The sequence below is a fragment of the Aestuariivivens sp. NBU2969 genome (assembly GCF_019931125.1).
GTDB lineage: Bacteria > Bacteroidota > Bacteroidia > Flavobacteriales > Flavobacteriaceae > Aestuariivivens > Aestuariivivens marinum.
This window is the reverse complement of record NZ_JAIOUU010000006.1, coordinates 12,867-32,831: the sequence shown is the minus strand read 5'-3', so window position 1 is coordinate 32,831 and position 19,965 is coordinate 12,867. Positions and strand designations below refer to the sequence as shown.

The window sequence follows — 19,965 nt, the reverse complement described above, 5'->3', positions numbered from 1 at the left end:
TAATGCAATACGGAATTTGTAATTTAAGCATTGTTCCTCTTAGGATAGAAGCATCAGATAAAAGCGAACTTACTTCTCAAATACTTTATGGTGAGTTTTTTAAGGTCATTGAAGCCAGAAAATCGTGGAGCAAAATCCGATTGGACTTTGATGGTTATGAAGGTTGGATAGACAATAAGCAGTTTTTTGAAATTGACAAGGACCAATACAATGCATTAAAAAAGGAAAAACCTAAGCTTTCTGGAGATTTAGTAGAATTTATTCAGGATAAAAACCATCAGCTCCATCCAGTTTTAATGGGTTCTACATTAAACGGCTTACAAGTTTTGAATCATCGTTTTGACGGCAACACTATTCAAGGCAAAATAAAAAAGTCCAACCTCATTAAAACTGCTTTTTTATACTTGAACACACCTTATTTATGGGGTGGAAAAACTCCTTTTGGAATTGATTGTTCTGGATTCACACAAATGGTGTACAAACTTAATGGCTACAAATTATTACGTGATGCCTCACAGCAGGCTACACAAGGAGAAGCACTAAGTTTTATTGAAGAAAGTGAGCCTGGAGATTTAGCCTTTTTTGATAACAACGAAGGACATATAATACACGTTGGTATTATTATGAAAGATAACTATATTATACATGCCCATGGCAAAGTAAGAGTTGACAGATTGGATCATACAGGCATATATAATGTAGATAAAGGAAAGCACACCCATAAACTAAGGGTCATTAAAAAAATTGTATAAAAAAATCGTCCGGCACTTAAAGAAACTGAGTGACCGGACGGTTTTTATATTTTTGAAATAAATCTTTATTGCCCTTCTAAAGCCTCAACTTTAGCTTTCATTACCTTATAATTAGCGGTATCTCCTGTAACACTATAAATATTCATAAGTGTTTTGGCTGCATTGATATTTTTGTCATCAATCTCTAATGCTTTTACTAAATACGGTATGGCATCTTTGTACAACTGTTGACGCTCTTCTTTGAGTTCTTCATATCGCTTATCATCTTCTTTGGATGTTCCCAAACCATTCATTTCTTCAATAAGTGGTTCTTCACGGCTTAATACCAAAGCTGCCATATTAATATAGGCATTCACATAGTTAGGGTCCAACTCAATAGCCTTTTTATAGTATTTCTTTGCATTCTCCTTATCATCAGATTCAGATGCAATAACACCTAAGTTATACTGTAATTCCGGGTTTGTAGGATCCATTTTAGTAGCCACCTCTAAAATCTCTCTAAATTTATCCTTATTACCCATTTTATAATGTACATTGGCCTCACTAAGAATTAAATTAATATCATCTGGACTTTCTGCCCTAGCATCCTTCATGGCTTCAAGTGCCTTTTCATTATTGCCTTGACTAACATAAATAAGGGCTACGTTTTTTACAATCTCGGCTTTCTTGGAATCTGTCTTGCGAACACCTGGGTCAACATGACTTCCGCTTTTAACATAAATATCCCGAGTTGTTTTGTCCATGACTTCCTCCTCACCAGATTCCTTATTGGTAGCATAGTATTCGGTAGCGATACCAGTATACCCCAATCTTTTTAATTCTTCGTATAATCCTAAAGCTCTATCATATTCTTGAACATTAACAGCAGTTGCTGCTGCATAATACAAAAATAACGTGTCCTTTTCAGAGGTTCTGTAAGCATGCTCAAAATGCTTTGAAGCAGTTAAAAAATCTTTTGCTTCGTAAGCTTCATTTCCTTTTGTTAATATATTATTGGTCATTTGTCGTTTAACCTCAGCTATTTCTGAAGCGTAAGCACCTTCAACCATATTAAAACTTTCAATAGCCTTGTCAATATCCTGACTAGAACCATTACCTCCCGCATACAAAGCTTGCCCCATTAAAAAATAGTACTTTGCCTTACTTTTTTCATCCATGGCAGACATCAAAGCTTCTGCTTGACTTAAAGCTGCCTTTGCTTCTGCATAGTTAGTTCCCTTAATAGCTCTTTCTGCAGTTTTCAACTCTTTCTTTTGGGCAAAAGAAAAGACACCTATTGAAAATGTTAAAGCTATAATAATTTGATTTTTCATTTTTTAATAATATTTAGGTTTTTAATTTTCTAAATTGTTTTCGTTAGTGGTATTATCAAGAGTTGTGCCACCTTCTTGATCACCTTTGTTTTCAATAGATTCGGTATCTTCTACTTCATCTTCATCATGCATTACTTTTGCAACAGCTGCAATAGAATCACCATTTCTAAGGTTTATTAACTTAACACCTTGTGTGGCCCTACCCATTACTCTTAAATCTTCGACTGCCATACGAATAGCTATTCCAGATTTATTAATAATCATAAGGTCGTCTGCATCTGTTACATTTTTTATAGCCACTAAATTACCTGTTTTTTCGGTAATAGAAATGGTTTTCACACCTTTTCCTCCACGATTGGTAATTCTATAATCTTCTAAGTAAGATCGTTTACCGTATCCGTTTTCAGAAACCACCAATATATTACTCTCCATATCATCTACGGCTATCATTCCTATTACCTCGTCATTATCGTTGGCTAAAGTAATACCTCGTACTCCCGAAGCATTACGCCCCATAGGTCTTGTTTTAGCCTCCTCAAAACGAATGGCCTTACCAGATTTAAGGGCTAACATCACCTGACTGTTCCCTGTGGTTAACTTAGCCTCAAGTAGTTCATCATCTTCTCTTATGGTAATGGCATTTATACCATTGGTGCGCGGACGCGAATATTGCTCTAAAGACGTTTTTTTAACTTGTCCATTCTTAGTGGCCATAATTACATAATGGCTGTTTATGTAATCTTCATCCTTAAGGTCCTGGGTACAAATAAACGCCATAACCTTATCGTCCTGCTCTATATTTATGAGATTTTGAATAGCACGTCCCTTAGATGTCTTGCTACCTTCAGGAATCTCATAAACACGCATCCAAAAACATTTTCCTTTCTGAGTAAAGAACAACATATATTGGTGATTGGTCCCTACAAACAAATGCTCCAAAAAGTCTTCATTACGCGTTGTGGAGGCTTTTTGCCCAACCCCTCCTCTATTTTGTGTTTTGTATTCTGTAAGCGATGTGCGCTTTATATAACCCGCATGTGAAATGGTAATCACCACTTTTTCATCTGGAATCATATCTTCAATACTTAAATCACCTCCTGCATATTCGATATTAGAACGACGCTCATCACCATACTTTTCCTTTACCTGAAGTAATTCTTCCTTAATGATATCCATGCGACGCTCCTTTTTGTCCAAGATATCCTTTAAGTCTTCAATGGTTTTTAACAATTCATCATATTCTGAACGAAGCTTATCTTGCTCTAAACCTGTAAGCTGACGCAATCTCATCTCAACGATTGCTTTAGCTTGTATTTCAGATAATTTAAAGCGTTCCATTAACTTTTCACGAGCTTCATCTGCATTAGATGATGCACGTATTAAAGCAATAACTTCATCTATATTATCAGATGCAATAATTAACCCCTCTAAAATATGAGCACGCTCTTCTGCTTTACGCAACTCATAAGTGGTACGTCTCACAACCACCTCATGCCTGTGCTCAACAAAGTAGTAGATTAAGTCCTTTAAATTAAGTAATTGAGGGCGCCCGTCTACCAAGGCGATATTGTTAACACTGAAGGATGATTGCAAAGCAGTATATTTATAGAGCTTATTAAGCACAATGTTTGGTATGGCATCTCGCTTTAATACATAAACAATGCGCATCCCATTTCTGTCCGATTCATCACGAATGGTAGAAATGCCTTCCAGTTTCTTTTCGTTCACCAAATCGGCAGTCTTCTTAATCATATCTGCCTTATTGATCTGATATGGGATTTCAGTCACTACAATACATTCCCTACCGTTAACTTCTTCAACATTGGCCTTCCCACGAATTACAATTCGTCCCCGTCCAGTTTGAAATGCCTCTTTTACACCATCGTACCCATAAATGGTTCCACCTGTTGGGAAGTCGGGAGCTTTAACATATTTTATGAGCTCATCAACCTCAATAGCACTATTCTCTATAAATGCGACAGTACCATCCACGACTTCAGAAAGGTTATGGGGAGGCATATTGGTAGCCATCCCAACCGCAATACCAGATGCACCGTTTACTAGCAATCCAGGGATACGTGTTGGTAAAACAGTAGGCTCTTGTAAGGTATCATCAAAGTTTAATTTATGGTCTACAGTCTCTTTATCAATATCTGCCAACATATCCTCAGATATCTTTCGCATACGCGCTTCTGTATAACGCATTGCCGCCGGACTATCACCATCAATAGATCCAAAGTTACCTTGCCCATCAACCAACATATAACGCAAACTCCATTCTTGAGCCATTCGTACCATAGCGTCGTAAACCGAGGTGTCACCATGGGGGTGATATTTACCTAAAACTTCTCCAACTATTCTTGCGGATTTCTTGTGTGCTGAATTTGCTCTAACACCTAATTCGTACATACCATACAATACACGTCTGTGAACGGGCTTTAATCCGTCTCTAACATCTGGTAATGCACGTGACACAATGACCGACATTGAGTAATCAATGTACGCCGATTTCATTTCATCCTCAATGTTAATAGGGATCAATTTTTCTCCTTCTGCCATATATTATTTAATTAAAATTTTATTATTTTTCAAAACATGCTAATATAAGTATTTCATTAGTTAGGACAGGACTTTATGGTGCTTTTTTTAGTGGTTTTTATTAACAATTTTATTATTTTTTTTGGTTAATAAGTATCTCCTAAAATGTTTTGATTTTATAAAGATTTTTTCGTCAATTAGCATTTTAAGGTATGGTTTTTGACTTTAGTAAACTATTATTAGTATTTTTAATGCAGAAAGGAGACAATTATGGATGATAATTTTTCACCTAGAGTAAAAGATGTAATTGCATACAGTAAAGAAGAAGCTTTGCGATTGGGCCATGATTTTATTGGCACAGAACATTTAATGCTTGGGCTACTACGGGATGGTAATGGTAAGGCTATAAACATACTTAATGCGCTGAATGTAGACCTAAACCATTTAAGACGTAAAGTGGAGATTCTAAGCCCAGCTAATCCTAAAATTTCTGTAGTATCAAACGAAAAAAAGAATCTGCACCTAACCAGGCAAGCAGAACGTGCCTTAAAAACAACCTTTTTGGAAGCAAAACTGTTTCAAAGCACATCCATTAATACTGCTCACTTGCTTTTATGCATTTTGAGAAATGAAAACGACCCAACTACCAAACTTTTAAATAAATTAAAAGTTGACTACGATAATGTTAAAGAACAATTCAAGCTTATGATTACAAACGATAGTGATTATATAGAACCTAAATCGGAATCTTTTCAAGATGACGACACCAATACAGATGACGATACCTCTAAAGATAATTTATTCAATTCGCCATCAAGCAAACCAAATAAAAAGTCAAAAACACCTGTTTTAGACAATTTTGGACGTGATTTAACAGCTTTGGCTGAAGAAGGCAAGTTAGACCCTGTTGTTGGCAGGGAAAAGGAAATAGAGCGTGTCTCACAAATTTTAAGTAGGCGCAAGAAAAATAACCCTCTATTAATTGGTGAGCCAGGAGTTGGTAAATCTGCTATTGCCGAAGGCCTAGCGCTGCGTATTAACAAACGTAAAGTGTCCAGAATTCTTTTCAATAAACGTGTAGTAACACTTGATTTGGCCAGTTTGGTGGCAGGAACAAAATACCGTGGGCAGTTTGAAGAACGTATGAAAGCGGTAATGAACGAGTTGGAAAAGAACGATGATGTTATTTTATTTATTGATGAAATCCATACTATTGTTGGCGCAGGTGGTGCTACTGGAAGTTTGGATGCTTCCAATATGTTTAAACCTGCTTTAGCTCGTGGCGAGATTCAATGCATTGGCGCAACCACATTAGATGAATATAGACAATACATTGAAAAAGATGGTGCCTTGGAAAGGCGTTTTCAAAAGGTAATAATTCAACCTACAACTGTTGAAGAAACCATAGAGATCCTCAACAATATCAAAGGCAAATACGAAGAGCACCATAATGTCGATTTTACACCAGAAGCCATCGAGGCCTGTGTAAAGTTGACCAATAGATACATGACTGAACGCTTTCTTCCAGACAAAGCAATTGATGCATTAGATGAAGCTGGATCGCGTGTTCATATCACCAATATTGAAGTTCCCAAACAAATTATTGAATTAGAAAAGAAACTGGAAGATGTTAGAGAAACCAAAAATTCGGTTGTAAGAAAACAAAAATATGAAGAAGCTGCCAAGTTAAGGGATGACGAAAAACGTCTTGAAAAAGAATTGGCTATAGCTCAGGAAAAGTGGGAAGAGGAAACCAAATTACATCGTGAAATAGTTACCGAAGAAAACGTAGCCGATGTGGTATCCATGATGACAGGAGTACCTGTAAACAGAATTGCCCAAACTGAAATTAATAAATTAGCTCAATTGCCAGAGTTGATTAAAGGTAAGGTCATTGGTCAGGACGAAGCTGTAGCAAAAGTTGTTAAGGCCATACAACGTAATCGAGCTGGTCTTAAAGATCCTAACAAACCTATTGGTTCGTTTATATTTTTAGGACAAACTGGAGTCGGGAAAACGCAATTGGCAAAAATACTTTCAAAAGAATTGTTTGACAGCGAAGATGCCCTTGTTCGTATTGACATGAGCGAATACATGGAAAAATTTGCCATTTCCAGATTAGTTGGTGCACCTCCAGGATACGTTGGATATGAAGAAGGCGGACAATTAACCGAAAAAGTAAGACGTAAACCTTACGCTGTAATTCTATTGGATGAAATTGAAAAAGCACACCCCGATGTCTTTAACATGCTATTGCAAGTACTAGATGATGGTTATTTAACCGATAGTTTGGGCAGAAAAATAGATTTTAGAAATACTATTATAATTATGACATCCAATATTGGAGCAAGGAAACTGAAGGATTTTGGTACTGGAATTGGCTTTGGAACAGCTTCACAAAAAGCACAAGAAGATGCCAACGCCAGGAGCGTTATAGAAAATGCACTAAAAAAATCGTTTGCACCAGAGTTTTTAAATAGGATTGACGATGTTGTTGTATTTAACCCACTTGAAAAAGAAGACATCAACAAGATTATTGATATTGAACTGCAAAAACTTTTAGACAGAATTAAAGATTTAGGATATAACCTAACACTAACCGATAAGGCTAAAAATTACATAGCAGATAAAGGTTTTGATAGACAGTATGGGGCTAGACCATTAAAGCGTGCCATACAAAAGTACATTGAAGACGCTTTAGCAGAAGAAATTGTTGCATCTCATTTACAGGAAGGTGACAGTATAAAAATAGATTTGGATAATAAAACAAATGAACTAAAAATATCTATAGTTAAAGCTGAAAAGCCTACAGAATCATAATCCATTTAAAAAACTTTTTTTTAACTGGATATCTTTATCCATTTATTTAGACTTTATTATAAGCTGGTCTAACTTAAAACAAATGAAGGGTTATTTCATAAGTGTACTGCTTTTAGTAGTTATGCTTTCTTGTACATCAAAACACAAAGAAAAGAAAAACGGTGATCACTATCCTACAAAAGTACTTACCAACAATGTGTTAACAGCGCATGTTTTAATCCCTAATGCAGAACATGGCTATTATAGAAGTACACGATTTGATTGGTCTGGAATAATAGCTCAAGTAGAATACCAAGGTCACACTTATTTTCAAGAATGGCAGGATTACAATGGTACAATAACACCAGGAAAACATGATCCTTTAAATGCTGGAACCGCAACAGGTACTGCCGAAGAATTCCGAGATCCACAAGGTTTTACTGAGGCTAGGGCTGGTGAGCCCTTCCTTAAAATAGGTGTTGGAGTACTCGAAAAAGCAAATGATTCTGCATACCATTGGGATTATCCCTATAAATTTATTGAAAAAGGCCAATGGGATATTGAGACCACCAAAAATTCTATTCGCTTTACCCAAGAATTCTACACAACCTTTGGTTATGCCTACCATTATGAAAAAAATATAGTTTTGGTTGAAAACAAACCCGAAATTAAAATTAACCACTGCCTAAAAAACATAGGAACAAAAGATATTTTTATAAACCCATACTGCCATAATTTTTTTATGTTTGATAAGCAACCTATAAATACGGATTATAGAATTGAATTCCCAAAACCCATTACACTTATCAAAGGATTTGATTCTAGAGTTACCATACAAGAAAACCAATTAAAACTAAACGAGTCACTAAGCGATGATGACTGGACAGGCGGGCATATTGATCCAGGATTAACAAAAGAATATGTGCTATCCAACAACAAAACAAAAACTGCTGTTAAAGTTATTTCCGATGTTAATCACGGCCCTTTTTACATACACCTCACAGAACAGTCCTTTTGCCCTGAACCAATGGTGGAATTCAGTATTAAACCTAATGAAGAATCTAAATGGACTAGGATTTATCAATTTATAAAATAATGATAATTTCTCTAAATATATTTACAGAATAAATTTTGTGTATATGTGTCTAAAAAGTGATTAATTTTGTTGGTGCCTTCTGATTGAAAGTGTTATCCTGATACTTTTTTTGGTACCCTGACCAATAAAATAATACCAACAAAAAAGAAAATAACCAAAAACAGAATAGCGTTTCGCATACTACCAGTAAACTGGTCTATAGCTCCATAAATAATCATGCCAATAACAATACCTATTTTTTCGGCAACATCATAAAAACTAAAATAAGAAGTCGTGTCTTCTGTGTCTGGCAAAAACTTGGAATAAGTAGATCGCGCCAGCGATTGTATGCCACCCATAACAAACCCAACAATACCTGCAGCTATATAGAAATGTGTTGGAGTAATCATAAAATAGGAATAGACACAAAGCACCATCCAAATACCATTTACCCCTATTAATGTTTTAATGTTTCCATACTTTTCTGAGGCTTTTGAGGTTAAAAATGCTCCAAGAATAGCTATAAGTTGAATCAATAAAATACTACCTACCAATCCCATTTTTTTAGCATTGTCATCCGCCCAAGCAATTTCCTCCTCTCCAAAATAAACGGCAACCAACATAATAGTTTGCACTGCCATACTAAATACAAAAAAGGCATTTAAATAACGTTTTAACCTTAAGTTATTCTTGAGATCTTTCCAAACCACTTGAAGTTCCTTAAAACCGTTAAATAAAATGGCCTTAGTTATTTTATGGCCTTCTGAAACTCCTTTAGGTAGCCAATAGAATGTATATTGACTAAACAATGCCCACCAAAATCCAACTGTAACAAAAGAATATCGCATGGCTCTTTGTGAAGCTGTCTCATCTAAAGAGGATTCAATGTTTAACATTTCAGGAAACATTACCATAATTAAATTGATGATCAATAAAATTACGCTACCCAAATACCCCATAGAAAACCCTTTTGCACTAATACTGTCCTGTTGATGTTCAAAAGCTATGTCCGGTAAATAGGAATTATAAAAAACCAAACTCCCCCAATAGCCTATTAAGCCCATAAAATAGAATAGTAAACTCAAATGAATTTTATCTGGTGATATATCGAACCAAAACAAACCTATGCACCCTGCACTACCTAAATAACAAAAAAACTTTAAAAATGTTTTCTTGTTACCAACATAATCGGCAATTCCCGATAATATAGGAGAAATAAAGGCAACTACCAAAAAGGTAAAAGCTGTAACAAATGTGATTAAAGCCGTACTTTTAAATTCGAATCCAAATGCATTAATTTTTTTTATTTCAGAAATAAATAAAGCTGAATAAAATATAGGAAAGATAGACGATGCTATCGTTAAGGTATATACTGAATTGGCCCAATCATAAAATGCCCAAGCATTCAACAGTTTTTTGCTACCTTTTTCAAGTTTTTTCACACGTTTAAATTTCAATAATTATTTTGATGCGATATTAATTATAAAATTAAGAACGTGTGCAACCACTCCGTTCTCTCATTAAAAGTTTTAAACATTCCCTTTTGTGAAGAAATATTTAAAATTCGTAATGTCCGTTTCATAAAAAAAGCTGTCTTTATTGACAGCTTCTAAAGTAATCAAATAATTTATTTTAAATGGTAAACTAATCTCTAAATGATGTGATGCCAAATTTTTTGGCTTCTTCTTTAGCTCTAGGCGCCCATTTAATCAAGTTACTAATTCTTGTATCGTTTGAAGGATGTGTACTTAAAAATTCAGGCGGGGCTTGTCCACCACTATTGGCTTTCATACGTTTCCACAATTCGGCTGCTTCATCAGGATTATATCCTGCAACTGCCATTAAATAAAGCCCTATTTGATCGGCCTCGGTTTCATGGTTTCTGCTAAAGGGTAACATAACCCCTACTGTAGAACCAACACCATAGGCCTGGTTAAACACATTTCTTTTTTCTTCATCCTTAATAGCTACATTACCGGCCACAGCTCCTAGTTGTTGCAACATACCTGCACTCATACGTTGCTGGCCATGATTTGCCAAGGCATGGGCCACTTCATGTCCCATAATGGCCGCAACTCCTGTTTCGCTTTTAGCTATGGGCAAAATACCGGTATAAAATACAATTTTACCACCAGGCATACACCATGCATTAACGGTTTTATCTTCCACCAAATTGTATTCCCATTTATAATCTTTTAAATAGCTTTGATGTCCATTGGCATTTAACCAACGCTCTGCAGCAACTGCTATACGCTGCCCAACACGAGTTATCATTTCAGCATCTTTTGTGCCTTTTATAACTTTGTTTTCATTTAAAAATTCGTTGTATTGAGCGAACGATGTTGGAAACAATTGTGAATTTGGCACCAGGGCCATTGTTTTTTTACCTGTAAACGGATTGGTCGCACAAGCCACAATTAATACGGCTGTACCTATTATCAATAACGGTTTTCTTATTTGCATACTATCAATTTTTATTACTGTTAAAAATACAAACAATCATTTAATGATTTAACTGTTCTACACAATTAGTTACGAAAAAACACTCAAAATAGTTGTTATTGGCACTTTAAATTATGAACATAGCCTTATATGTAAATTTTATTTAACTGTTATATCTTGTTCTGTGTTAGTTAGAAGGATCTATTACGACTTAATACAAAATCTGTATCATGAAGAAAATTTTAATTATCCTATTATTTACTATAATATATAATTGCAATTCTTCTGCACAAAAACAAGTTGAAAGATTAAATCTAAAAATCACTAAAACAGAAGCTGAATGGCGACAGCAATTAACTGAATTGGAATATTATGTTATAAGGGAAGCTGGCACCGAACGTGCCTTTTCAAGTCCCTTAAACAATAATTACGAAGAAGGTCTTTATGTTTGTAAAGCTTGTGAAACACCCCTTTTTAAGAGTGAGCACAAGTTTAACTCTGGTACTGGCTGGCCAAGTTTTGACAGGGAAATTAAGGGCAATATTGCCTATACAAATGGCAATACCAATAGTTTTTATGGTGTTGAAGAACACTGTGCTAATTGTGGTGGACACTTAGGCCATGTTTTTAATGATGGCCCTAGAGACACCACTGGAAAGCGACACTGTATTAATGGGGTAGCTTTAAAATTTATCCCTAAAGAGTAGAGTATATTCTAGTCTCTCTAGGGGTCAAAATTTTAAATTTTTATTTTTGTCCAATGAAAAGTTATCTCACCTGTATTACCAAACAATTTGAATATTATAAAAGCTTAGGTGATAAAACCTTTGTCCAGCTAGGTTTCGATGAACTTCAAAATGAAATAGCTTTAGATTCCAACTCCATTTCTATAATTGTGAAGCATCTGGTTGGCAATATGTTAAGTCGGTGGACCAATTTATTAACCGAAGATGGCGAAAAAGAATGGCGGCAACGTGATTTGGAATTCGAAGACAGCTATACCAGCAAAGCAGAGCTTCTTGACGCTTGGGAAAAAGGCTGGCAATGTTTATTTGATGCCATTACACCACTTACAGCAGGTGATTTAGAGCGTATTATTTATATAAGGAACCAAGGGCACACCATTACCGAAGCCATAAATAGACAATTGGCTCATTATAGCTATCACGTTGGACAAATCGTGTTTTTAGGTAAGGTATTAAAAGGTAAAGATTGGCAATCGCTTTCTATTCCTAAAGGGGGTTCTGCAAAGTACAATGAGGAAAAATTTAATAAATCTAAAGAACGCAAACACTTTACTGAGGAATTATAATTGCTTTTCCAAAATAGCTTCTACTTCCTCAGCACTAGGGTTTACCGCCAATATTTCTCCCGTGCTAGCGATAAGGAACATACCGCCACCACCATTCATGACATTGTATTTTTCCCAAATATTATTTTGCTTATCAAGTTCGATAAGTTGTTGCCACTCCCATTGCTCTTTTTCCATAAACTTATTATATCTATCCAATGTCTTATATTCACCGGCAACACCTAAAATAGTAAATCCTTTATCTTTATACTTTTCATAAACTGGCTTTACCAAACGTGTTTTAGCGATACAGGGGCCACACCAAGTCGCCCACAAATCCAACAACACAACTTTATTTTTCTTCAAAATGGAATTTAACTCAAACATATTTCCGTTAATATCTGGTGCTATGAAATTAACATACTGCCCTCCAGGTCTTAGGTCATTTAAAGCATGTAACAAACTGGCTCCCAAATTAGTGTAAGAATGATTTGGAAACGCTTCACTTAGCTTTTTAAATGCATTTCTTATTAAAGATATATCAACATTATTATATTTAATACCCATTAAATCATCAATTACCATATACAAAGACACCATATCGAGGTTACTTTTAAGGTAATGGTATTTGTCTTTCAAATAAGCATCAAATAACATTTTGCTTTTAGCATACTTTTCTTTCCCTAATTCACTCTTATCCAAACCACTACTTTGTAAATTCTCCATTTCTTTATAGATTGGGATTTTTTCTTCATGGCTCTTCGCGTCTTTTAGTTTTTGTATAATTTTATGATATGTTTCTGAAAACAGCTTCTCTAGTGGTATGTCTTTATATTCCTCTTCGATTGCCATGTAATTGCCATAAAAGACAGCATTGTTTTTTTCATTGAACTTATTGAACGTAGAATTTAAAACCCCACCTTCAATTTTATTTTCCAAAAAATTTTCTGAATCATGAAGTTTCATGACTAGAACATCATCCTCAGCAAAAAAAGTGATAGGTTTCATTGCTCCTGCATAAAACTCTTCCTCAAAAATGAGTTTATATGCTTGAACTTCATTTGAACTTAGCGTATAGTCAAATTTACCATTAACTATAGATATGGTTGCTATTTTATCAAATCTAGCATCGTCAAAAGCTTTAACCAATAATAGATTTTTACTCTGTGGTCTATTAAAAACTTCTCCCTTTATTATGGTCTTGATAGCAGTTTCATCTTGAGCATTAATGCTTTCAGTACCAAAAATTGAAATAAAAAAACAAAGGAATAAAATTCTATAATACGTCATATTAAGTAAGGTCAGACATCAAATATATAAAAATCGGTACACGGTTATTCATAGTTAATTAATTTCAATAAAAAACTTCTCTAATTTAAGATTAAAGGAGTTAATATTTGGCTTTCTTATTTTTAATTATCGCTTAATGCCTTTGTGCTTATATAGGATATCCCCCTTTCAATCATACCTTCATCATTGAAATCGTGAGTGTACATGGCTGGGATTACAAATTTTTTACCATCAGATTTTCGAGTCAATCTAAAGTTCCACCAAGACTGAACCGTATAACCATTTCCAATTTCATAATGTAAACAATCTGGGTATCCTACCACATCGATACTCTCAATAGTATAATTTTCTAAAAAACTGCTGTTACGCGCTTTAAGCTCTTCTAAACCTATGGACTCACCAACAGGCATTTCTAATCCCGTAAACGTAGCTTTTTCATCTATATAGCTATAGGCTTTATCCATATCGCCATTTTCAAAAGCAGCAAACATTCTACGTACTTTATTTATATATTCGTGCTCATTATATAAGGTTCCATTTGTTCTAGGCGAAAAAGCACTTCTTATATCCCTTCCTACAGGATAATTATAATAGATGGCGAGTTCAATTTTACCATCATCGTTTAATCTGTACAGATTGTGCACTGGCATTTCAACTTTAACACCAGTTTCATCATGAACACCTTTAAGATAATCCCAAGTTTGTACCCAAACTTTACCATCTTTATATTCTATGGCATCGGGATAAGCCTCTCCATGTCTAGTTAAACTTCTATATACCGTCCATTTACTTCGATTCGCAACCCATTTTAAAAAATCTTCTTTATTCGTCCCTTTAGCATTTTTATCCCTAGTAGTTCCACTGTAAGATTTAAAATCATCTGATAAATAAGAAGCTACTTTATCGACATCTCCTGCAATATCGGCTTGTTGCATAGCTTCAACTGTTACAATAGCAGGATGTTCTTTGTATACAATACCATTTTTTTCTTTCTTTTGGGGATGCATTACAGCTACAAAAAGTAGCAGGATAAATAAAACATGTTTTTTCATTTTGAATAAATTTTGGTTAGTAATATCCTTACAATTTAATCAAAAAATTTGACAATCAGATACTTATAAATCCTTAATTTAAAAAATAAAATCAAAAGATTAAAAATCTCCTCTCCTTTTGAAAGGCCTAATAATCAATCGCGCTTCCCTGTCGAAACGCACATAATTGTATACCCAATTTACAAAAACCACCATGCGATTCCTAAAGCCTATTAAAAAGAATAAATGGACAAACATCCACACAAACCAGGCAAACACCCCTTGAAATTTAAATCGTTTTAAATCTACAACAGCTTTATTTCTACCTATGGTTGCCATAACACCTTTGTCCTTATAAACAAATGGTATTAAGGGTTTTTGTTCTATTAAACGAAGAAGGTTATCGCCCAATTGTTTACCTTGTTGGATGGCCGGTTGCGCCATCATTGGTAAACCACCTGGAAAATTGTCAGTTACCATGTGAGCGATATCTCCAATAGCAAAAATGTGATTAAACCCTTTAACCTGATTAAATTGATTTATAATAATTCTATTTCCCTGAGTAATGATATCCTTAGAATCCAAACCTTTAATTTTAGCGCCTTTTACTCCAGCCGCCCAAATTAATGTAGCAGTTTCAAAAGTAAGATCTGTATTGGTCGTAACGGTTTTACCATCATAATGGGTTACCCTAATGTTTTTCCAAATGTTAACCCCTAGTTTCTCTAGAAATGCTTCGGCTTTTTCAGAAGCTTTTTCACTCATACCCTTTAAAATACAATCAGCGGATTGTACAATATGTATTTGTGCCATTCGGGTATCCAAATCGGGGTAATCCTTTGGTAAAATTCCTTTTTTTATCTCAGCCAAAGCACCAGCTAATTCCACTCCTGTTGGACCGCCCCCAACAATAACAAAATTCATTAAAGCATTTCGTTCGTTTAAATCGGAAGTCAATAAAGCTTCTTCAAAATTCTCAAGAATCAAGCTTCTTAAATTAAGGGATTGCGGTATGGTTTTCATGGCCATACTGTACTTTTCTATTTCAGAATTACCAAAATAATTGGTTTTAGAACCTGTGGCAACAACCAAATAATCAAATTTAAGTTTTCCAATATTGGTAATGACCTTATTCTTTAAGGTATCAACAGCTTCAACATGAGCTAACCTAAAATAAAAATTAGGAAAGTCTTTTAGTATTTTTCTAATAGGATAAGCTATGGAATCTGGTTCCAAGCCCCCAGTAGAAACTTGATAAAGTAAAGGCTGAAATGTATGATAATTATTCTTATCTAAAAGGACTACTTGAACCTCTTGTTTTGATAATTTTTTAGCTAGTGCTACTCCTGCAAAACCACCTCCAATAATAACAATTCGTGGATAACTCGTTCTTGGTATGTTCATAAATAGAAAACTTGCTTTACAAAGGTACTAGAAAGATAGAAATTTAGCCTACTCTAAATTCCTTATTAAAATTCGATTTCGTAAATTCGTAGCCTAAAATTTAACACATGAGTAAATACGATATTATTGTTCTTGGAAGTGGTCCTGGTGGTTATGTAACAGCAATTAGAGCGTCACAATTAGGATTTAAAACGGCTATTGTTGAAAAAGAAAATTTGGGCGGTGTCTGTTTAAATTGGGGATGTATCCCAACTAAAGCCCTGTTAAAATCAGCACAAGTTTTTGAATACCTTAAACATGCCGAGGATTATGGTTTAAAAGTGAAGGATGCAACTCACGATTTTGACGCAGTGATTAAACGCAGTCGCGGTGTTGCCGACGGTATGAGCAAAGGTATTGAGTTTTTAATGAAAAAGAACAAGATTGATGTTATAAAAGGTTATGGTAAACTAAAACCTGGAAAAAAAATAGACGTAGAAGGTACCGAATATAGTGCCGACCATATAATTATTGCAACTGGGGCACGTTCTCGTGAATTACCCAGCTTACCACAAGACGGTAAAAAAGTAATTGGTTATCGTGAGGCTATGAGCTTACCCAAACAACCTAAAAAAATGATTGTGGTTGGCTCTGGTGCCATTGGTGTTGAATTTGCCTATTTCTATAATTCCATAGGAACCGAGGTGACCATTGTGGAATACTTACCCAATGTAGTGCCTGTTGAAGATGAAGAGGTCTCTAAACAATTGGAACGTTCCTTTAAAAAGAGTGGTGTAAAAATAATGACATCTGCCGAAGTAACCAGTATTGATACCTCTGGCGATGGTGTTAAAGCTACCGTAAAAACCAAAAAAGGGGAAGAGATTCTTGAAGCAGACATTATATTAAGTGCTGTTGGTATTAAAACCAATATTGAAAATATAGGCTTGGAAGATGTTGGTATTGTGGTAGACCGTGATAAGATATTGGTAAACGACTTTTACCAAACCAACATCCCCGGCTATTATGCTATTGGTGATGTTACTCCTGGGCAAGCCTTAGCGCATGTAGCCTCTGCTGAAGGTATTCTTTGTGTTGAAAAAATCGCTGGTCAGCATGTTGAGCCTTTGGATTATGGCAACATTCCAGGCTGTACCTACTGTTCACCTGAAATTGCCAGTGTAGGTTTAACCGAAAAACAGGCTAAAGAAAAAGGTTTCGATATTAAAGTTGGCAAATTCCCGTTCTCAGCTTCAGGTAAAGCGAGTGCTGGAGGTAATAAGGATGGTTTTGTAAAGGTGATTTTTGATGCCAAGTATGGTGAATGGTTAGGTTGCCACATGATTGGTGCCGGGGTAACCGATATGATTGCTGAAGCCGTTTTAGGCAGAAAACTTGAAACTACAGGCCATGAGGTTCTTAAAGCAGTTCACCCACACCCAACCATGAGTGAAGCAGTTATGGAAGCTGTTGCCGATGCTTATGATGAAGTGATACATTTATAAGGTCGACTTAGATAGTTTAGATACTTAGATTTTTAGAATATAAAAAGTTCCGATTAAAATCGGAACTTTTTATTTATATATTCTAAATATCTAAAAGCCTTATATAAGACTTTGAATCGCTAATTCGTAACTTTGCAAACCAAAGCCAAGTATAACCCCTTTTGCATTTGGTGAAATATAGGATTGGTGCCTAAACTCTTCCCTTCCAAAAGTATTGGAAATATGTACTTCAACCACAGGCGTTTCTATACCTTTAATAGCATCACCAATACCAATGGATGTGTGTGTATAAGCCCCTGCATTTAAAACAACACCATCGTAACTAAAACCAACTTCGTGAAGCTTATCAATTATTTCCCCTTCGATATTCGACTGGAAATACTCTAACGTTATGGTTTTGTACTTTTCTTTAATCGCCTCAAAAAATTCTGTAAAGGTTAAACTCCCATAAATATTTGGTTCTCGCTTACCCAATAAGTTTAAATTGGGACCGTTAATGATGATTAGTTTTTTCATAGTCGTAAAAGTAAATAAATCGCAATAAAAAAAGGAAGCACAATGCCTCCTTTTTTATCTTTATTAGTCTTTTATGTTTAAAACTCGAATAAAATACCGAGACATAAATTACCCCAAGTAGCTCCATCTGCAAAAATAAATTCATGTCCAAGGTTAAGCTCGATGGTATCTGCAATATCTAATCCCACCACGGGTTTAAAATAAAGGCCACCATCAAGACCATCTTCTAAGGCCACTGCATAACCCGCATCTGCCCCTCCAGATAAAAGACCGAATAATTTTGCTCGAGCAGCAAGTGCTATAGGTAAGAATCCAACATCTTCTGCCTCAACTGTAATACTTCCAAATTCATATTCTTTTCCAAAATAATTTCTATAACCAGCATTCAAACCTATTTCTAATAAGGCATCAATGTTTGTGAAGTAATAGTACGCATCAATTCCTAAAACAAATGATGAGATATCTGATGCGTCTGATGTGGGAATACCGGCAGAGGCACCTATTTTAAACGTTTGTGCACTAATAGTACCTATTGCGAATAGAGCAATAATTGGAATGAGTAATTTTTTCATAATTAAAAGTGTTATTTGTTTGAATTTAAAACTAAATACAAAATCACTAAAATTATTATGAGCAGATTTTAATTGTTAACAAATTTATCAACAACCAAGCCCATAAAAAACTGAAATTCAATATTTTAAGACTATCACCAATTGTAAAACCATAGAGAATAGAGCTTACTTAGTCAGAAATAATACTACAGTTCATTTTTTCTTTTTAAAATATCAATTTGGGTGGTTTCCCCCTTTTTTAAATTCGATAAGGCTTTGATTGTATTGTCTTCATCCTGGAGTTCAACAACAACAGTATTTGGAGCTATCACACCCTCATTTGTGGCCTTTATAACAAGTGTTGTGGTACCTTCTCCAATTTTAACTCTAATAATTTTTTGTTCCTTTTTTGCTTCATAATTTTCAAGTAAAGGCTTATTGTTAGCATAGATAGAAATTTTATCACCATCTTCTTTTCCGGCGTCGTAAATAATTAGGCTTATACTCTTACTCTTTGAAAAAATACTTAATGTCTGATCCTTTCTTAAAATATTCATGTTTAAGGTATCCATCATTTTTAAAGGCTGAAACTTCTGCTTAACGCTATCGGGAATCCGTTTCATTTTATTTATCTTTTCAGCCATCCTTTCCATTTTAGCTTCTATTTTTTCTGCTAAGCTTAAAAACAATTCTCCATTTATGCATTTTGTATTATCAGAAAATAAACCAATAAATTTTGTTTTGACTTTCTTGGTTTTACCCAATGAAAAATTTTTGATTGTGGTATTTATATAACAAAAATCGTAATTTGGCTCTAATGGTGTTTTTGTGTAAATGGTTTGTGTTTCTCTAAAACTCAATTCTTTTGTATCCTCATTATATTCACCAAAGACAGAAGATTTTGTTTCATATTTTCCACCTAAATCTGATATTGAATAGCCTTCAACTTTACCATTTTTATCAACTAAACTTATTTTATATGTAATTGTTAATGTATCATTTAACACAATACCACCTATATAATCATGGCTTTCCTGCCCAAGACATAGCAATGGCTTCATAAAAACTAAATAATAAAGTAAGATTTTTCGAATCATATCAGAATTATTTTTAAATTTATACAAACATAAATCTTTTAACTTATGAAAACTAAATTATTATTTTCCTTGTTAGTCACTTTATTCATGTTTAGTGCCAGTTACGCTTCTTTTCCTGTAAAAAGAACAACTTCTGCAACCACAAATACAGAAGTAACTACTTCGACCACGGAAGTAGTAGAGCCTTTAGCCACTGTTGCCTCTCAAGACAAATGGGTAGGTGTAGCACTATGGTTCTTTTTAGTCTGGCCTTTTGCAGCGCATAGATGGTACTACAAAAAACCTGTGGGATGGAACATTTTATTTATAGTTACATTTGCTGGTTTAGGAATCTGGGCAATAGTAGATTTAATTAACATACTTACAGATAATTTCTAAGAAT

General features: G+C 34.7%; 17 protein-coding genes. 7 read left to right on the top strand and 10 right to left on the bottom strand.

Features of this window, described 5'->3' with window-relative positions; all coding sequences use genetic code 11:
• Positions 1-2: 2 nt before the first annotated feature.
• Entirely contained in the window at positions 3-752 is a 750-nt protein-coding gene (locus K7G79_RS06470; protein WP_223550302.1) for a C40 family peptidase, read from the top strand.
• A gap of 65 nt (positions 753-817) precedes the next feature.
• Here K7G79_RS06470 and K7G79_RS06465 read toward each other — a convergent pair whose 3' ends face one another.
• The gene (locus K7G79_RS06465) at positions 818-2,065 is read right to left on the bottom strand and encodes a lipopolysaccharide assembly protein LapB (RefSeq protein ID WP_223550300.1); all 1,248 of its coding nucleotides are present in this window, start codon (positions 2,063-2,065) and stop codon (positions 818-820) included.
• Positions 2,066-2,086: 21 nt separating this feature from the next.
• Positions 2,087-4,624 carry a DNA gyrase subunit A gene (gene gyrA / locus K7G79_RS06460; protein WP_223550298.1) on the bottom strand — a complete coding sequence of 846 codons (2,538 nt, stop codon included), beginning with the start codon at positions 4,622-4,624 and terminating at the stop codon, positions 2,087-2,089.
• Positions 4,625-4,873: 249 nt separating this feature from the next.
• On the opposite strand from gyrA, the gene K7G79_RS06455 reads away from it, so the two are divergent.
• Positions 4,874-7,423: an ATP-dependent Clp protease ATP-binding subunit gene (locus K7G79_RS06455; RefSeq protein WP_223550296.1), complete on the top strand. Its 2,550-nt coding sequence runs from the start codon at positions 4,874-4,876 to the stop codon at positions 7,421-7,423.
• A gap of 82 nt (positions 7,424-7,505) precedes the next feature.
• On the top strand, positions 7,506-8,498 hold the full coding sequence (locus tag K7G79_RS06450; protein ID WP_223550294.1) for a hypothetical protein: 993 nt from the start codon (positions 7,506-7,508) through the stop codon (positions 8,496-8,498).
• Between the two features lie 92 nt (positions 8,499-8,590).
• Here the strand turns inward: K7G79_RS06450 and K7G79_RS06445 are convergent, their stop codons facing one another.
• Together K7G79_RS06445 and K7G79_RS06440 are read right to left on the bottom strand one after the other, a co-directional pair.
• Complete coding sequence (locus K7G79_RS06445) at positions 8,591-9,919, bottom strand: MFS transporter (protein ID WP_223550292.1); 1,329 nt, start codon at positions 9,917-9,919, stop codon at positions 8,591-8,593.
• Between the two features lie 202 nt (positions 9,920-10,121).
• Positions 10,122-10,940 carry a M48 family metallopeptidase gene (locus K7G79_RS06440; RefSeq protein WP_223550290.1) on the bottom strand — a complete coding sequence of 273 codons (819 nt, stop codon included), beginning with the start codon at positions 10,938-10,940 and terminating at the stop codon, positions 10,122-10,124.
• Positions 10,941-11,149: 209 nt separating this feature from the next.
• Here K7G79_RS06440 and msrB point away from each other — a divergent pair, with 209 nt between their 5' ends.
• Together msrB and K7G79_RS06430 are read left to right on the top strand one after the other, a co-directional pair.
• Positions 11,150-11,626, top strand: coding sequence for a peptide-methionine (R)-S-oxide reductase MsrB (msrB, locus tag K7G79_RS06435; protein ID WP_223550288.1), 477 nt, complete (start codon positions 11,150-11,152; stop codon positions 11,624-11,626).
• A 53-nt stretch (positions 11,627-11,679) separates the two neighbouring features.
• On the top strand, positions 11,680-12,231 hold the full coding sequence (locus K7G79_RS06430) for a DUF1572 family protein (protein WP_223550286.1): 552 nt from the start codon (positions 11,680-11,682) through the stop codon (positions 12,229-12,231).
• Here K7G79_RS06430 and K7G79_RS06425 read toward each other — a convergent pair.
• The 3 genes from K7G79_RS06425 to K7G79_RS06415 all read right to left on the bottom strand — a co-directional run bounded on the left by K7G79_RS06425 (position 12,226) and on the right by K7G79_RS06415 (position 15,935).
• The gene (locus K7G79_RS06425; RefSeq protein WP_223550285.1) at positions 12,226-13,500 is read right to left on the bottom strand and encodes a TlpA disulfide reductase family protein; all 1,275 of its coding nucleotides are present in this window, start codon (positions 13,498-13,500) and stop codon (positions 12,226-12,228) included. The genes K7G79_RS06430 and K7G79_RS06425 overlap by 6 nt on opposite strands.
• Before the next feature lie 122 nt (positions 13,501-13,622).
• Complete coding sequence (locus K7G79_RS06420; RefSeq protein WP_223550283.1) at positions 13,623-14,552, bottom strand: nuclear transport factor 2 family protein; 930 nt, start codon at positions 14,550-14,552, stop codon at positions 13,623-13,625.
• A 99-nt stretch (positions 14,553-14,651) separates the two neighbouring features.
• Positions 14,652-15,935, bottom strand: a complete 1,284-nt coding sequence (locus tag K7G79_RS06415) for an NAD(P)/FAD-dependent oxidoreductase (protein WP_223550281.1) — start codon at positions 15,933-15,935, stop codon at positions 14,652-14,654.
• A 107-nt stretch (positions 15,936-16,042) separates the two neighbouring features.
• On the opposite strand from K7G79_RS06415, the gene lpdA reads away from it, so the two are divergent.
• Positions 16,043-17,419 (top strand): dihydrolipoyl dehydrogenase, encoded by a 1,377-nt coding sequence (gene lpdA, locus K7G79_RS06410; RefSeq protein WP_223550280.1) that lies wholly within the window; start codon positions 16,043-16,045, stop codon positions 17,417-17,419.
• Between the two features lie 99 nt (positions 17,420-17,518).
• Here the strand turns inward: lpdA and aroQ are convergent, their stop codons facing one another.
• From aroQ to K7G79_RS06395, 3 genes are all read right to left on the bottom strand, one after another.
• Entirely contained in the window at positions 17,519-17,935 is a 417-nt protein-coding gene (gene aroQ, locus K7G79_RS06405) for a type II 3-dehydroquinate dehydratase (RefSeq protein ID WP_223550278.1), read from the bottom strand.
• Positions 17,936-18,012: 77 nt separating this feature from the next.
• The gene (locus K7G79_RS06400) at positions 18,013-18,507 is read right to left on the bottom strand and encodes a hypothetical protein (protein ID WP_223550276.1); all 495 of its coding nucleotides are present in this window, start codon (positions 18,505-18,507) and stop codon (positions 18,013-18,015) included.
• A gap of 185 nt (positions 18,508-18,692) precedes the next feature.
• Positions 18,693-19,583 carry a hypothetical protein gene (locus K7G79_RS06395; RefSeq protein ID WP_223550274.1) on the bottom strand — a complete coding sequence of 297 codons (891 nt, stop codon included), beginning with the start codon at positions 19,581-19,583 and terminating at the stop codon, positions 18,693-18,695.
• 69 nt (positions 19,584-19,652) lie between these two features.
• Here K7G79_RS06395 and K7G79_RS06390 point away from each other — a divergent pair, with 69 nt between their 5' ends.
• Positions 19,653-19,961 (top strand): TM2 domain-containing protein, encoded by a 309-nt coding sequence (locus K7G79_RS06390; RefSeq protein WP_223550273.1) that lies wholly within the window; start codon positions 19,653-19,655, stop codon positions 19,959-19,961.
• Positions 19,962-19,965 lie beyond the last annotated feature (4 nt).